The 12,142-nt window shown below is 63.2% G+C and carries 10 protein-coding genes; 5 read left to right on the top strand and 5 right to left on the bottom strand.

The annotated features are described in order from the left end of the window. Window positions 1–2: 2 nt before the first annotated feature. The 5 genes from IFT44_RS05265 (at window position 3) to leuA (ending at window position 6,291) form a co-directional block, all read left to right on the top strand. Complete coding sequence (locus tag IFT44_RS05265) at window positions 3–971, top strand: ABC transporter ATP-binding protein (protein WP_192175546.1); 969 nt, start codon at window positions 3–5, stop codon at window positions 969–971. Then, the gene (locus IFT44_RS05260) at window positions 971–1,939 is read left to right on the top strand and encodes a peptide ABC transporter ATP-binding protein (protein WP_122479535.1); all 969 of its coding nucleotides are present in this window, start codon (window positions 971–973) and stop codon (window positions 1,937–1,939) included. Before IFT44_RS05265 ends, IFT44_RS05260 begins: the two co-directional genes overlap by 1 nt. A 93-nt stretch (window positions 1,940–2,032) precedes the next feature. Beyond that, window positions 2,033–3,412 (top strand): exodeoxyribonuclease VII large subunit, encoded by a 1,380-nt coding sequence (xseA, locus tag IFT44_RS05255; RefSeq protein ID WP_122479737.1) that lies wholly within the window; start codon window positions 2,033–2,035, stop codon window positions 3,410–3,412. Between the two features lie 3 nt (window positions 3,413–3,415). Continuing rightward, window positions 3,416–4,237: a M23 family metallopeptidase gene (locus IFT44_RS05250; RefSeq protein WP_192104250.1), complete on the top strand. Its 822-nt coding sequence runs from the start codon at window positions 3,416–3,418 to the stop codon at window positions 4,235–4,237. 383 nt (window positions 4,238–4,620) lie between these two features. After that, entirely contained in the window at window positions 4,621–6,291 is a 1,671-nt protein-coding gene (leuA, locus tag IFT44_RS05245; RefSeq protein ID WP_192057690.1) for a 2-isopropylmalate synthase, read from the top strand. A gap of 206 nt (window positions 6,292–6,497) precedes the next feature. Here leuA and IFT44_RS05240 read toward each other — a convergent pair whose 3' ends face one another. The 5 genes from IFT44_RS05240 to IFT44_RS05220 form a co-directional block, all read right to left on the bottom strand. Next, entirely contained in the window at window positions 6,498–7,298 is an 801-nt protein-coding gene (locus IFT44_RS05240; protein ID WP_192053944.1) for an amidohydrolase, read from the bottom strand. Further along, entirely contained in the window at window positions 7,295–8,443 is a 1,149-nt protein-coding gene (locus IFT44_RS05235) for a pyridoxal phosphate-dependent aminotransferase (RefSeq protein WP_192175545.1), read from the bottom strand. Before IFT44_RS05235 ends, IFT44_RS05240 begins: the two co-directional genes overlap by 4 nt. Before the next feature lie 320 nt (window positions 8,444–8,763). Beyond that, window positions 8,764–10,227, bottom strand: a complete 1,464-nt coding sequence (gene der / locus IFT44_RS05230; RefSeq protein WP_122479541.1) for a ribosome biogenesis GTPase Der — start codon at window positions 10,225–10,227, stop codon at window positions 8,764–8,766. Window positions 10,228–10,347: 120 nt separating this feature from the next. Then, entirely contained in the window at window positions 10,348–11,502 is a 1,155-nt protein-coding gene (bamB, locus tag IFT44_RS05225) for an outer membrane protein assembly factor BamB (protein WP_197976848.1), read from the bottom strand. After that, window positions 11,495–12,136 carry a tetratricopeptide repeat protein gene (locus tag IFT44_RS05220; protein ID WP_122479543.1) on the bottom strand — a complete coding sequence of 214 codons (642 nt, stop codon included), beginning with the start codon at window positions 12,134–12,136 and terminating at the stop codon, window positions 11,495–11,497. The genes bamB and IFT44_RS05220 overlap by 8 nt, the downstream gene beginning before the upstream one ends. Between the last annotated feature and the right edge of the window lie 6 nt (window positions 12,137–12,142).

Raw genomic sequence — 12,142 nt, 5'->3', positions numbered from 1 at the left:
CCATGTCACTTTTGAATATCAACAACCTGAACGTGCGCTTTGGCGACGCCAAGGCTGTGCCGGTCGTCGACGGGCTGGACCTCAGCGTGGACAAGGGCGAAGTGCTCGCCATCGTCGGCGAGTCGGGTTCGGGCAAGTCGGTGACCATGATGGCCCTGATGGGCCTGATCGACGCGCCCGGCATCGTCACGGCCGACTCGCTGCTGTTCGACGGCCACGACATGCTCAAGCTCAACGCACGGCAACGGCGCAAGGTGGTCGGCAAGGACCTGGCGATGATTTTCCAGGATCCGATGACCGCCCTGAACCCAAGCTACACCGTGGGCTTCCAGATCGAGGAGGTCTTGCGCCAGCATCTGGGCATGTCCGGCAAGGCCGCGCGCCAGCGGGCCCTGGAACTGCTCAAGAAGGTGGAAATTCCTGCGGCGGAAAGCCGTCTGGATGCCTACCCCCATCAACTGTCCGGTGGCATGAGCCAGCGCGTGGCAATCGCCATGGCGATTGCCGGCGAACCCAAGCTGCTGATCGCCGACGAACCCACCACTGCCCTGGACGTGACCATTCAGGCGCAGATCATGGATTTGCTGCTCAACCTGCAGCAAGAGCAGAACATGGGCTTGATCCTGATCACCCACGACCTTGCCGTGGTCGCCGAAACCGCCCAGCGCGTGTGCGTGATGTACGCCGGCCAGGCGGTGGAGGTGGGCCATGTGCCGCAACTGTTCGATATCCCTGCGCACCCCTACAGTGAAGCGCTGCTGATGGCCATCCCCGAGCACAGCGAGGGCGCGGAGCGACTGGCCACCCTGCCCGGTATCGTCCCGGGCCGCTACGACCGTCCGCAGGGCTGCCTGCTTTCGCCACGCTGCCCGTACGTGCGTGAAAACTGCCGTACCGAACGCCCTGCCCTGGATCAGAAAACCCAGAGCCTGGCGCGCTGTTTCTACCCACTCAATCAGGAGGTGGCGTAATGAGCGTCGTACTGACCGCCCGCGACCTTACTCGCCACTACAACGTCTCGGCCGGGCTGTTCAAGCCTGATGCCGTGGTGCGCGCCCTCAATGGCGTGTCCTTCGAGCTCGAAGCCGGCAAGACCCTTGCCGTGGTCGGTGAATCGGGCTGCGGCAAGTCGACCCTGGCTCGCGCGCTGACCTTGATCGAAGAGCCTTCGTCCGGGTCGCTGCAGATCGCCGGCCAGGAAGTCGCCGGCGCCAGCAAGGCCGAGCGCAAGCAATTGCGCAAGGACGTACAGATGGTCTTCCAGAGCCCCTATGCCTCGCTCAATCCGCGGCAGAAGATCGGCGATCAGCTGGGTGAGCCATTGCTCATCAACACCTCGCTGAGCAAGGCCGAGCGACGCGAGAAGGTCCAGGCCATGATGCAACAGGTCGGCCTGCGGCCCGAGCACTACCAGCGCTACCCGCACATGTTCTCCGGTGGTCAGCGCCAGCGTATTGCCCTGGCTCGTGCCATGATGCTGCAGCCAAAGGTGCTGGTCGCCGATGAGCCGACCTCGGCACTCGACGTGTCGATCCAGGCGCAGGTGCTGAACCTGTTCATGGACCTGCAGCAGGAGTTCAACACGGCCTACGTGTTCATCTCGCACAACCTGGCGGTGGTGCGTCACGTGGCCGATCAGGTGCTGGTGATGTACCTGGGCCGGCCGGCGGAAATGGGGCCCAAGGAGGACATCTACACCCGGCCTCTGCACCCGTACACCCAGGCGCTGCTGTCGGCAACGCCGACCATAAAGCCCGATCCGCTCAAGCCCAAGATCAAGATCGTCGGCGAATTGCCCAACCCGTTGAATCCGCCGTCGGGCTGTGCATTCCACAAGCGTTGCCCGTACGCCACCGAACGCTGCAGCACGGAAATACCGGCGTTCCGGCCGGTGGATACGCGGCAAGTGGCGTGTCATTACGCCGAACAGTTCCTGTAACGCTTCAAGGCCTCTTCGCTCACTGTCGAAGAGGCCTTTTCCCTCCCCCTCCTCCCAGTGCATCCGCAGATGAATGTCTCTATGATGCCGAACATGATCAAAGACCCCTTCGCCCGCCTCAACCTCGATCGCGAGGTCATCACCGTCAGCCAGCTCAATGGCCGCGCCCGTGTATTGCTCGAAGACGTCTTCAGCAACATCTGGGTCGAAGGTGAAATCTCCAACCTGGCGCGTCCGGCGTCCGGCCACGTCTATTTCACCCTGAAGGACAGTGGTGCGCAGGTACGCTGCGCCTTGTTCAGGCAGAACGCCCAACGCGTGCGCCAGGTCCTCAAGGACGGCGCGGCGGTGAAGGTGCGTGGCAAGGTCTCGCTGTTCGAAGGCCGTGGCGACTATCAGCTGATCCTCGACACCGTGGAGCCTGCCGGCGACGGCGCACTGCGCATGGCGTTCGATGCGCTTAAGGTCAAGCTCGATGCCGAAGGCCTGTTCAGCAGCGAACGCAAGGTCGCGCTGCCGGCTCACCCGCAACGCATCGGGATCGTCAGCTCGCCGACCGGTGCGGTGATCCGCGACATCATCAGTGTGTTCCGTCGCCGCGCCCCGCAGATCCAGTTGACCCTGATCCCGACCGCCGTGCAAGGCCGCGAAGCCACCGCTCAGATCGTCCGCGCCCTGCGCCTGGCCGATGCGCGCGGGTTCGACGCGATCATCCTCGCCCGTGGCGGCGGTTCGCTGGAGGATCTCTGGTGCTTCAACGAAGAAGCCGTGGCGCGCGCCGTCGATGCCTGCGTGACGCCGATCGTCAGCGCCGTAGGCCACGAGACCGACGTGTCCATCAGCGACTTCGTGGCCGACGTACGTGCCCCTACTCCTTCGGCAGCTGCCGAACTGCTGGCGCCGGATGCCGGCGACCTGCAGCGCCGACTCGACAGCCTGCAGCGGCGCCTGGTGTTGCGCATGCACAATCGCCTGGCCCACGAACGCCTGCGTGTGGAAGGGCTGACCCGCCGCCTGCGCCATCCCGGCGAACGTCTGCGCCAACAGGCACAGCGCCTGGACGACCTGGACATGCGCATGCGCCGTGCCTTCGAGCGGCAGATGACCGCGCGCGGGCACCGCCTGGCACAGTTGCAGACGCGGCTGGCCGGGCAGCACCCGGACCGAGTCCTGCGGCTGCTCAAACAGCGCCTGGATGGCCTGGCCGAGCGTTTGCCGCGGGCCATGCGCGACACCCTCAAGGCGCGTCGTCTGTTGCTGCAGAGCCAGGTGCAGACCCTGCACGTGGTCAGCCCATTGGCGACCCTCGGACGCGGCTACAGCATCCTGCTCGATGAGCGGGGCCAGGCCATCCGCAGCGCCGAACAGACCCAGCGCGGTCAATGCCTGATCGCAAGGCTCGGCGAAGGCGAGCTTGCAGTGCGCGTCGAGGACAATCACCTCACGCCCGTTACCCTTTCCCTACTGGACTGATCCATGCCGCGTTTTCTCGTTGTCGCCCTGCTGATATGCCTGTCTTCGTTCGCCCAGGCGGACAGCTACATCACCCGGCTGTTGAACAAACCGGTGCCCGGCGGCGTGGTGGTGGTCGATCTGGGCAGCGCCAGCCAGGCACCAAAGGCCACCTACGATGGCAGGCAGGTGCTGGTGGTCAACGAGCAAGGCACCTGGCGCGCCATCGTAGGTATTCCATTGACGGTCAAGCCGGGCCCGGCGCAGTTGAGCGTGGCCGGGCGCACCGTCGCTTTTCAGGTGGGCAGCAAACAGTACCCGGAACAGCGGATCACTTTGAAGAATACACGGCAGGTCAACCCCAACCCGGCCGACATCAAACGCATCGACGGCGAACTGGCCGAGCAGCTGCGCGCCTATCGCAGCTTCAGCGCTGGCACGCCGAGCAACCTGCTGCTGGACAAGCCTGTCAGCGGACCGCTGTCGAGCAAGTTCGGCGTGCGGCGTTTCTTCAACGGCGAGGAGCGCAATCCTCACTCGGGCCTGGATTTCGCGGTGCCGGCCGGCACGCCGATCAAGACCCCTGCCAATGGCAAGGTGATTCTGGTGGGTGATTACTTCTTCAATGGCAACACCGTGTTCGTCGACCATGGGCAGGGCTTCATCAGCATGTTCTGTCACATGTCCAAGATCGACGTGAAGGTCGGGCAAAGCCTGGTACGCGGTGCAGTGGTCGGCCGGGTCGGCTCCACCGGCCGCGCGACCGGACCGCACATGCACTGGAATGTCAGCCTCAACGATGCGCGGGTCGATCCGGCGATCTTCATCAACGCCTTTCAGCCTTGATCCACCGGAAATCCTCTCAGCACTGCTTGACCTGTGGGAGCGGGCTCTGCCCGCGAAGGCCGCACCGTCGACCCAGCGCATTGCGCCGCCCCTTAAAGCCACGCAATCTCTGGCACCTCTTTCCAAATATTCAGCAATAAAATCTCGCCTGCTCCGAGATACCCAACTCCCCTACCATTTTCCTCAATACCCTTGCCATTTTTCACCCCACTGGTTAGGGTTGAGGTCATGAACACTGCACACACCCTCATCCAGCTCCGCCAACACCGCAGCCTCTGCTTGGTCAGTGCACGACTGCCTGGCTGAAACGCGTCGCCTCGCCCCTTCACCTTTCGAATGACCGGCAGGCCCTTTCCCCAGGCTGCTCACCAAGGATTTTCACCATGTCCATGCTCAAAGACCCGTCGCAGAAGTACCGTGCGTTCCCGACGATCGACCTGCCCGACCGCACCTGGCCGTCGAAAGCCATCACCGCGGCCCCTATCTGGTGCAGCTCCGACCTGCGCGACGGCAATCAGTCGCTGATCGAGCCCATGGACGCAGCCAAGAAGCTGCGCTTCTGGAAAACCCTGGTCGCCGTTGGCGTGAAGGAAATCGAAGCCTCCTTCCCTTCCGCGTCGCAGACCGATTTCGACTTCGTGCGCACCCTGATCGAAGACGGCCATATCCCGGACGACACGACCATTCAGGTGTTGACCCAAGCCCGCGAAGACCTCATTGCGCGCACCTTCGAATCGCTCAAGGGCGCCAAGAAGGCCATCGTTCACCTGTACAACGCCACGTCGCCGTCCTTCCGCAAGATCGTGTTCAACCAGGACAAGCAGGGCGTCAAGGACATCGCGGTAAATGCCGCCAAGCTGTTCGTCAAATACGCAGCCCAGCAGCCTGAAACCCAGTGGACCTTCCAGTACTCCCCGGAAACTTTCAGCGCCACCGAGCTCGTGTTCGCCAAGGAAGTCTGCGATGCGGTGATCGAGGTGTGGAATCCCACCCCGCAGAACAAGGTCATCCTCAACCTGCCGGCCACCGTGGAGGTGTCCACGCCCAACATCTATGCCGACCAGATCGAATGGTTCGGCCGCCATATCAACCGTCGCGACAGCGTGCTGTTGAGCCTGCACACGCACAACGACCGTGGCACCGGCGTGGCTGCGACCGAGCTGGGTCTGATGGCCGGCGCGGATCGCGTCGAAGGCTGCCTGTTCGGCAACGGCGAACGTACCGGTAACGTCGACCTGGTGACCCTCGGCTTGAACCTGTACACCCAGGGCGTCGATCCCGAGCTGGATTTTTCCGATATCGACGGCATCCGCAAGGTGGTCGAAGAGTGCAACCAGTTGCCGGTGCACCCTCGTCATCCGTATGTGGGCGATCTGGTTCACACCGCGTTTTCCGGCTCGCACCAGGATGCCATCCGCAAGGGGTTTACCCAGCAGAAGGAAGGCACGTTGTGGGAGGTGCCATACCTGCCAATCGACCCGGCCGACATCGGTCGCAGCTACGAAGCAGTCATCCGCGTGAACAGTCAGTCGGGCAAGGGTGGCATCACCTACCTGCTGGAACAGGAATACGGCATCAGCCTGCCGCGCCGCATGCAGATCGAGTTCAGCCAGGTGGTACAGGGTGAAACCGACCGCCTGGGCCTCGAGATGACCGCCCAGCAGATCTACGCCTTGTTGCGTAAGGAGTATCTGCAGGCCAACACGCCTTACGCGCTGATCAGTCATCGGTTGCAGGAAGAAAACGGCAACAGTGCCGTGGACGTCGAAGTGCACAGTGACGGAGAAACCCAACACTGGCGTGGCAAGGGTAACGGCGCGCTGGAAGCGCTGGTCGCCTCCATGCCAATCGCCGTCGAGATCATGGACTACAACGAACACGCTATCGGCGCAGGCACGAACGCCAAGGCCGCAGCCTACATCGAGCTGCGGGTGGCCGGTGGCCGTCCCGTGCATGGCGTGGGTGTGGATGAAAACATCACCACGGCCAGCTTCAAGGCCCTGTTCAGCGCGCTGAACCGGTCGCTGAGCCAGCAGGAAGCCAAGGCGGCCTGACGCCTCAGGCCACACAAGAGCCGGCCCATCAGGGCCGGTTTTTTTATGCCTGCGCTACCCCGTAGGAGCGGTCATCGGCCACGAAAAACACACCGCAGTGTGTCAGGCATAACGCCATGAACCCTTCGCGGCCACAGACCGCTCCTACATACTATCGAATCATCGGCCGCGAAAAACGCACCGCGGCGTGTCAGGCATGAGCGTTCCTAGCGCAGCTCGTATTCGTCAGCGTCCAGATGGGCCGGGAACCTGCCGCGGTAGGCGCGCAACGCTTCGGTACTTAGGCTTGCGTGGAAGACCCCGTCGGCCTCGCCAGCGCTCAGCAGATTCTCGCCCTGAAAGTCCAACACCTGGCTGTCGCCTGTGTAGGCAAAGCCCTTGCCATCGGTGCCCACGCGGTTCACTGCGGCTACGTAACACAGGTTCTCGATTGCCCGGGCTGGCAGCAGGCGATTCCAGTGCATGCGTCGCGCGCCCGGCCAGTTGGCGGTGTACAGCAGCAGGTCAGTGCCTTGGGCATCGCGGCTCCACACTGGAAAACGCAGGTCGTAGCAGATCAACGGACGCACGCGCCAGCCCTTCACGGAAAACACCGCCTGGTGCTCCCCAGCACTGTAGTGCTCGTGCTCTGCAGCCATGCGAAACAGATGGCGCTTGTCGTAATGCAGCATCTGGCCGTCCGGGCACGCCCACAACAGGCGGTTGCGATAGCTGCCGTCTGCAGCCTGGACGATCACGCTGCCGGTCACTACCGCGTCGAGCTTGTCGGCCCACGCCAACAGCCAGCCGTGAGTCACCCCATTCTCCGGCTCGCACTGGCTTTCGGACTCCATCGAGAACCCTGTGGTGAACATCTCCGGCAGGACCACCAGATCTGCACCCCGCGCGTGCTCGAGCAAGGCATCGAAGTGCTCGAGATTGGCTTCGCGGTCGTGCCAGGCCAGCTGGGTCTGCACCAATGCGAGCTTGAGTTCCGGGGCATGCTCGACAACAGTCGCTTCACTCATATTCGGCATAATGTGCTCGCTGCCTCGCGCAGCGTCTCCTCACGTTTGGCGAAACACAACCGGATCAGGCGCTGATCCGCTACCGGGGTGCAATAGAACACCGACACCGGAATGCTCGCTACCCCATGCTCGCGCGTCAACCACAGCGCCATGTCGACATCGTTCAGGTCAGGCCGGATCGCCGAATAGTCGACCAGTTGGAAGTAGGTACCGGGCGTGGGTGTCAACGTGAAGCGGGAATCCGCCAGCAGGTCGCAGAGCAGATCACGCTTGCCTTGATAGAACGCCGGCAGCTCATCCACATGTCCAGGGTGTGCGGCCATGTAGTCGGCCAACGCGTACTGCAGCGGCGTGACCCCGCAGAAGCTGACGTACTGGTGCACCTTGCGCAGTTCCCGGCTCAGGGCCGGCGGTGCGATCACATAGCCGGTTTTCCAGCCCGTGACGTGGTAGGTCTTGCCGAACGAGCTGACCACGAACGCGCGCTCATACAAGCGTTCATGAGCGAGCACGCTGGCGTGAGCGACGCCGTCGAACACCAGATGCTCATAGACCTCGTCGCTGAGTATGTAGATGTCGCGGTCGGCGATCAGTGCCGCCAACCGGTCCAGTTCCGCGGCACTGATCAAGGCACCGCTGGGATTATGCGGCGTGTTGATGATGATCATGCGTGTGCGCGCGGTAATGGCATCGCTCAACCGCTGCCAGTCGATCGTGAAGTTCTCGGCATCCAGCTGCACGTGCACGCAGGTGCCGCCAGCCAGTTCGACCGAGGGTTCGTAGCTGTCGTAGCAGGGATCGAACACAATGACTTCATCGCCGGGGCGAATGACTGCCTGGATCGCGCAGAAAATTGCCTGGGTGGCGCCCGGTGTGATGGTGATCTCGGTTTCGGCGTTCACAGTGCGCCGGTACAGACGCTCGACCTTGATCGCCACCTGTTCGCGCAGGGCCGGTAGGCCGGTCATGGGCGAGTATTGGTTGTGGCCTGCCAGCACGTGGCGACCGACCGCCTCGAGCAAGGCAGGCGGACCGTCGAAATCCGGGAAACCCTGGGACAGGTTCAAGGCGCCGGTTTGTGCGGCAAGTTGCGACATGGTGGTGAAGATGGTGGTGCCGACATTCGGCAGCTTGCTGCTGATCATGAGCTGCTCCCTGGAAAACCGTTCTCCAGTGTAGCAGGCAGACCGCATCCACCGCCGACGCGGCTTGCGCCGCTGCTACGGGGGGCGTGGTGTGTCTGACGGACCGCATCCACCGCTGACGCGGCTTGCGCCGCTGCTACGGGGGGCGTGGTGTGTCTGACGGACCGCAACCACCGCTGACGCGGCTTGCGCCGCTGCTACGGGGGGCGTGGTGTGTCTGACGGACCGCATCCACCGCCGACGCGGCTTGCGCCGCTGCTACGGGTTACACATTTTCCTGTAGCAGCGGCGCGAGCCGCGTCCGGCGTCACCACGGTGTATCAACGCTTGTCGCGGCGCTTCTTGTCGGCCTTCTTGTGGTGCGACATCAGGCGGCGCTTCTTGTTGACCTGGCGATCGGTGAGGGTGTTCTTGTTGCCCTCGTACGGGTTCTCGCCACCCTTGAACTCGATACGGATCGGCGTACCGACCAGCTTGAGCACCCGGCGATAGGTGTTTTCCAGATAGCGCACATACGACTTGGGTACCCGCTCCACCTGGTTGCCGTGGATCACGATCAACGGCGGGTTGGCACCACCCAAGTGCGCGTAACGCAACTTGATGCGGCGGCTGTTGACCATCGGCGGCTGGTGCTCCTGCACCGCATCCTCGAGGATCTGCGTCAGGCGGCTGGTGGGCCAACGCGTGATCGCCGACTTGAACGAAGCCTGCACCGATGCATACAGGTTACCCACGCCGGTGCCGTGCAGCGCCGAGATGAAGTGGATGTCGGCAAAGTCGACGAAGAACAACCGCCGCTCCAGCTCGACCTTCACATAGTCGCGCTCGCTGGGCTGCATGCCATCCCACTTGTTCAGCGCGATGACGATGGCACGACCGGTTTCCAGGGCGAAGCCCAGCAGGTTCAAGTCGTGGTCGACCACGCCTTCGCGCGCGTCCATGACGAAGATCACCACGTTGGCGTCCTTGATCGCCTGCAGCGTCTTGACCACCGAGAACTTCTCGACTTCCTCGTGGATCTTGCCGCGCTTGCGCACACCGGCCGTGTCGATCAGCGTGTATTTCTCTTCGTTGCGCTCGAAGGGAATGTAGATGCTGTCGCGGGTAGTGCCCGGCTGGTCATAGACGATGACCCGGTCTTCACCGAGCATGCGGTTGACCAGGGTCGACTTGCCAACGTTGGGCCGACCGATGATGGCGATCTTGATGCCATCCTTCTCGCTCGGGCCCGGGATGCGCACGGCCTCCTCGCCTTCGGCCACATCGGCTTCGAGGTCGACTTCGTCATCGTCGCGCGGAAACTCGCCCAGGGCGGCTTCGAGCAACGTGTTGAGGCCGCGGCCCTGGGCACCGGCCACGGGAATCGCGTCGCCCATGCCCAACGGGGCAAATTCGGCCTTGGCCATTTCCGGGTCGACGTTGTCGACCTTGTTGGCCACCAGCAGCGAGCGCTTGTTACGCTTGCGCAGGTGTTCGGCAATCATCTGGTCCGCGGCGGTGAAACCGGCGCGCGCGTCGACCAGGAACATCACGACATCGGCTTCTTCGATGGCCAGCAGCGACTGCTCGGCCATCTTTTCGTCCATGCCGTGCTCGTCACCGGAAATACCACCGGTGTCGACCAGAATGTAGGAACGCCCTTGCCAGCGCGCCTCACCGTATTGGCGATCACGGGTAAGACCAGACAGGTCGCCGACAATGGCGTCACGGCTCTTGGTCAGGCGGTTGAACATGGTGGATTTACCGACGTTGGGTCGGCCCACCAGGGCGATTACGGGAACCATGCGGCTCTCCACTGCGTTGATTCAGAAAATACAAAGGCCGCTGCAGGCAGCGGCCGGAGTTCGAGGCGCTTCTAAGGAAGCGGCTTGCCGACACCCGCGGGTGTCAGCAAGCATAGTCAATCACTGCTTGACGGTCAGGGCTTCCAGCTTGCCACTGTTGCCGAAAATATAAAGCATGTCGCCGACGACCAGCGGGCGAGCCCGCACGCCATCGCTGTCGACCCGGGTGCGGCTGACGAAACGACCGTCGACCTGGCTCAACAGATGGACATAACCTTCCAGGTCGCCCACTGCGATGTAGCTGGAGAACACTTCGGGCGCCGACAACTGACGACGGGCCAGCTGGTCGTTGCTCCACAGGGCGGTGGTGGAACGCTCGTCGACGCCCTCCACGGTTCCCGAGGCCAGGCTGGTGTAGACGTTGCCGAAGCCCTGCGCGACACCCGCGTAGCTGGAGGCATCACGCTGCCACAGCACGCGCCCGCTTTCCAGGTCCAGGCCGGCCATGCGGCCCTGATAGGTGGTCACATACAACGTGCCACCGGACAGCAGCAGGCCGCCGTCGATATCGACCACCCGATCCAGTTCGGAGCGGCCCTGGGGCACGGCAACCCGCGCTTCCCAGACCGGCACGCCGTTGGAAACGTCCAACGCCACGACCTTGCCGGTCGACAGCCCGGCAATCGCCAGCTGGTTGGTCACCAGCGGCGCGCCCGTACCGCGCAGGGTCAGCACCGCCGGGGTGCTGTCGTACAGCCAGCGCTGGTCGCCAGTGCTGGCATCCAGGCCGATCAGGCGATCATCCTGGGTCTGCACTACAACGACGTTGCCATTGTTGGCCGGTGGCGCCAGCACTTCACTGTTCACCCGCGCCTTCCAGCGCTGTTCGCCGGTATCGGCGTCCAGAGCGATCACGTCGCCACGCAGGGTCCCCAGGGTCACCATGCCGTAGCTCACACCGACGGCACCGGAAACCGGCTGGTCCAGATCCTTCTTCCACAACACGTCACCGGTCATGCGGTTCATCGCGACCACTTCACCGGTTACATCGGCGGCGTAGATACGGTCGTTCTCGACGGCCGGCACGAGCATGTTGTAGGTCTTGCCCTGGCCATCGCCGATACCGCGGCTCCAGACCTTCTGCAAGGACACTTCTTCCTTGAAGTCGGTCAGCTCGGCCGGTGGTAGTTCCTTCTTGCTGTTGCTGCTGCAACCCACGGCCATCAAGGCCAGGGCCAGCAATGCTGCATGTTTCCAACGGATCACGTCACGCATCCCCTTTGGCCAGGTCGTCGAGCTTGATTTGAAGGCCACCCACCGCCGCTTCATCGGACAGCGCAGCCTTGGCTTTTTGATAGGCGGCATAAGCGTCGTCGCTGCGGCCCAGTTGCACCAGCAGGTCACCCTTGAGCTCTTCGCGGGCCGCCAGGAAGGCCTTGTCGGTGTCGCCGTCGAGCAGCTTCAAGGCGTCTTCGGCCTTGTTCTGCGCGGCCATGACCTGTGCCAGGCGCTGACGCGCAACCTCACCCAAGGTGGTGTCGGCTGGCTTGTCGACCACCGTCTTGAGCTCGGCTGCAGCGTCATCGAGCTTGCCGGCATCGACGGCAGCCTTGGCCAGGAACAGGCTGGCGTACTGCGCGTAGGCAGTACCGCCGAACTCGTTCTTGAGCTTGCCGGCCAGATCCGCCACCTGGGCGGTATCGGGCTTGCCGGTCGGGGTCAGGCTGGCTTCCAGCAACTGCTGGTACAGGTTGGAAGCGCTCTGCGACTGGTTGCTCTGGTATCGGGTCCAGGCTTGCCAGCCGAACACGATGACCAGGGCCAGCAGGCCACCAGTCACCAAGGGCTTGCCGTTACGCTGCCACCAGTCCTTGAGTTCGCCCATTTGTTCGTCTTCGGTACTCGACACCCCAAT

It is taken from the genome of Pseudomonas sp. CFBP 13710 (assembly GCF_014842235.1).
Taxonomy (GTDB): domain Bacteria; phylum Pseudomonadota; class Gammaproteobacteria; order Pseudomonadales; family Pseudomonadaceae; genus Aquipseudomonas; species Aquipseudomonas baltica.
The sequence above is the reverse complement of the archived record's forward strand: the minus strand, read 5'-3'. Positions and strand labels throughout refer to the sequence as shown.

Bases quoted from the DNA above. Each gene is read 5' to 3' on its own strand.
- IFT44_RS05265 (WP_192175546.1), top strand. From the start codon at position 3: ATGTCACTTTTGAATATCAACAACCTGAACGTGCGCTTTGGCGACGCC.
- IFT44_RS05260 (WP_122479535.1), top strand. From the start codon at position 971: ATGAGCGTCGTACTGACCGCCCGCGACCTTACTCGCCACTACAACGTC.
- xseA (WP_122479737.1), top strand. From the start codon at position 2,033: ATGATCAAAGACCCCTTCGCCCGCCTCAACCTCGATCGCGAGGTCATC.
- IFT44_RS05250 (WP_192104250.1), top strand. From the start codon at position 3,416: ATGCCGCGTTTTCTCGTTGTCGCCCTGCTGATATGCCTGTCTTCGTTC.
- leuA (WP_192057690.1), top strand. From the start codon at position 4,621: ATGTCCATGCTCAAAGACCCGTCGCAGAAGTACCGTGCGTTCCCGACG.
- IFT44_RS05240 (WP_192053944.1), bottom strand. From the start codon at position 7,298: ATGAGTGAAGCGACTGTTGTCGAGCATGCCCCGGAACTCAAGCTCGCA.
- IFT44_RS05235 (WP_192175545.1), bottom strand. From the start codon at position 8,443: ATGATCAGCAGCAAGCTGCCGAATGTCGGCACCACCATCTTCACCACC.
- der (WP_122479541.1), bottom strand. From the start codon at position 10,227: ATGGTTCCCGTAATCGCCCTGGTGGGCCGACCCAACGTCGGTAAATCC.
- bamB (WP_197976848.1), bottom strand. From the start codon at position 11,502: ATGCGTGACGTGATCCGTTGGAAACATGCAGCATTGCTGGCCCTGGCC.